The 3,297-nt window shown below is 36.6% G+C and carries 2 protein-coding genes; both read right to left on the bottom strand.

Annotated features, from left to right (window positions below; translation table 11 throughout):
- Positions 1-205: 205 nt before the first annotated feature.
- Positions 206-1,555 carry a DEAD/DEAH box helicase gene (locus KO502_RS11870; protein WP_216022784.1) on the bottom strand — a complete coding sequence of 450 codons (1,350 nt, stop codon included), beginning with the start codon at positions 1,553-1,555 and terminating at the stop codon, positions 206-208.
- 93 nt (positions 1,556-1,648) lie between these two features.
- A complete protein-coding gene (gene gltX / locus KO502_RS11865) occupies positions 1,649-3,061 on the bottom strand; it encodes a glutamate--tRNA ligase (protein WP_216022783.1) in 1,413 nt (470 codons plus the stop codon).
- Positions 3,062-3,297: the final 236 nt, after the last annotated feature.

Genomic DNA, 3,297 nt, shown 5'->3' with positions numbered 1-3,297 from the left:
GGAATTGGTATTACTTAAACAATATGTAATCGATGTATAAACCAGATAAATTAATAATATCATTAATTTATCACTATTGAATACGATAAGCGTATTGCCGCTATAAAAAAAGCAACCGAAGTTGCTTGTTTTAATAATAACATTTGCTGTTTGCCTTAAGCGTTATTTTTTACGTATCAGAGCTCACACATCCTAGCATAAAGCATTAATCTTGTTCTTTTTTCGTTGAATCTTCAATTTGATCTGCTGATAGTGCTTTTTTACGTTTGATAATTTTCATTGCGCCAGCATCTTGAATATCAACAAAGGTTTTCTTAATAACTTTTTGAGGTTTACGTGGTTGCGCTTTTTGTTCTGTCGCTTTCGCTATTTTCGCTTTTTCAGGTTTGGCTTTTTTAGGTTTTAAGCCTTTAAACTTAACCTTAATACCATCCACTTTAGTAAAGGTAATTTTTTGCTGTAAAAACGCTTCTACGTTTTTAAAACTTAGCCAATCATTAGGGCCTACTAATGAAATAGCATCACCCTTAGTACCTGCGCGTCCTGTACGACCAATGCGATGTACAAACTCTTCAGTATGTTTTGGCATATCAAAGTTAATAACGTGCGAAACATTCACTAAATCTAAACCGCGTGATGCTAAATCAGTTGTTACCAATATTTTATGTTGGCCTTTAGCAAAACTGTCCATAATTTGATTACGCTGACTTTGATTTAACTCACCACTTAACGCTACCGCATTTAAACTTTGCATAGAAAGTATTTTAGCTAAACGTTCAGTATCACTACGCGTCGCCGTAAAAATAATAATCTGTTGCGATTTTTCAGTAGCTAAAAAGTGCTGCAATAAGTCTTCTTTTTGCGTCAGGTTATCCGCAAGATAAAAGCGCTTAGTGATATCTATGTGCTCAGTATGCCCTGCTTCAATAGCAATACGCTTTGGCTTTTTCAATAACTCTTTAGCAAAATCATTTACTTGTGCGTGATCCAACGTTGCTGAAAATAATAAGGTTTGACGCTTACGGTGATCAGCCGCTTGGTTAATTTGACTAAGCTCTTTAGAAAAACCTAAATCAAGCATGCGATCAGCTTCATCTAAAATAAGTAACTCTAAACCGTTTAGGTAAAAGTGACCTTGTTTTAGATGATCGGCTAATCGACCTGGCGTTGCCACAATAAATTCCGGCTCTTTTTCTAAGACTTTAACTTGGTCATTAAAGTTTTCGCCACCTAAAATTAATACCGCTTTAAACTGAGTGTTTGCGGTAAATAAACGTAGCTGACTAAACACTTGTTTAGCTAGCTCTCGTGTTGGCGTTAAAATTACCACACGAGGATCACGTTTTGATAACGCACGATTTTTACTTAGGCGCTGAATTGCAGGAATAACAAAGGCTAAGGTTTTACCCGAACCAGTTTTAGACGAAGCAATTAAGTCATGCCCAGCCATTGCCGCAGGAATAGCCTGTTGCTGAATTTGTGTCGGCTCGCTAAAACCTAAATGCTGAACAGTATTCATTAAAGTACTGTCTAAACCGAAATCACTAAATTGCACTAAGCATTCTCCAAAACGTTTTTAAAGTGGTTAAAGCTAAACTAAAACTAAAACTAAAAGCTAAATCAATAAGGCTGTTAATAATAATTGACCTTAACTCGCTGCGATTCTAGCTTCTAATACCGCTAGCGCTTGATCAATTCTTTCTATTACTTTGTTTTGATCAAGTAAAGCTAAGGTAATATCAAGTGATGGTGAGTTACCTGCACCTGTTGCTGCAACACGTAATGGCATACCTACTTTACCCATACCTAACTCTAACTCTTGTGCAGTATCATTAATCGCTGCATGAATTGGTGCTGGTGACCAATCTGTTAATGCAGCTAATTTTTGCTTAACAAGCATCATTGGCTCTTTAACTACTGGGCGTAAATGTTTTTTAACCGCTGCTGCGTCAAGTTCAGTAAAATCTTCATAGAAATAACGTGATATTTGCGCCATTTCTTTCAGCGTTTTAACGCGATCAGCTTGAATTTTAACGACATCAGCTAATGCTGGACCGTTGTCAGTATTGATACCTTGATCAGCCATGTGCCATGCAAGGTGCTCAGCTACATATTCAGGATCCATGGTTTTCATGTAATGTTGGTTTACCCAAATTAGCTTGTCAGTATTGAAACCCGATGGCGCACGGTTACAATCTTTTAAGTCAAATAATTCAATCATTTCTTCACGAGAGAAAATCTCTTGATCGCCATGTGACCAACCTAAACGTACTAAATAGTTTAATAATGCTTCAGGCAAGTAACCATCATCACGGTATTGCATAACACTTACCGCACCATGACGTTTAGATAAACGCTTACCGTCATCACCTAAAATCATTGGAATATGTGCATATTCAGGAATGTCAGCACCTAATGCTTTTAAAATGTTAATTTGCTTTGGTGTGTTACTGATATGATCATCACCACGCACAACGTGTGATACTTTCATATCCCAGTCATCAACAACAACCGTTAAGTTATAGGTTGGTGTGCCGTCAGTACGCGCAAGAATTAAATCGTCAAGTTGATCATTACTAATAGTAATATCGCCTTTCACCATATCTTTGATAACAACATCGCCACCAATTGGGTTTTTAAAACGAATAACATACGGTTGACCTTCAGGGTGGTCAGTACGATCACGCCATAAACCATTATATTTTTCTATTTCGCCTTTGGCTTTCGCTTCTTCACGCATCGCATCAACTTCTTCCGCTGTGCTATAACAACGATAAGCATTACCTGATTCAAGTAATTGTTCGATAACTTCTTTATAACGATCAAAACGTTTAGTTTGAAAATATGGTCCATGAGTCCATTCAAGGTTTAACCAGTTCATACCATCCATAATGGCATCAACTGACTCTTGGGTTGAACGCTCTAAATCGGTATCTTCAATACGAAGAATAAAATCACCGCCATTTTTCTGGGCGTATAACCAGCTATATAAGGCAGTACGAGCACCACCAACGTGTAAATAACCTGTTGGGCTTGGAGCAAAACGTGTAGTTAAAGTCATAAGAGTCTCTATTAATGTCACTAACAACGCCAATTAGGCGATATTAAGAAGATGAATCATAAATGGTGAATATAAAATTGAGCGCATTTTACCATTGCGGTTAAGTTTATTCATCACTTTGATGTGACTTTACGTGAATTAAATAGATTATTTATTTTGTTAAAAATAAATATTGGAAAACAAACTAAAGATAGATAAAAGTGTTTTACTGAATAAGAGGTTATACCAATTCCGAT

It is taken from the genome of Colwellia sp. E2M01, assembly GCF_018860585.1.
GTDB lineage: Bacteria > Pseudomonadota > Gammaproteobacteria > Enterobacterales > Alteromonadaceae > Colwellia.
Note: the sequence above shows the minus strand (reverse complement) of the source record. Positions and strands in the feature narration are given on the sequence as shown.

Excerpts from the sequence above, each read along its gene's own strand:
- gltX (WP_216022783.1), bottom strand. The coding sequence starts at position 3,061 with ATGACTTTAACTACACGTTTTGCTCCAAGCCCAACAGGTTATTTACAC.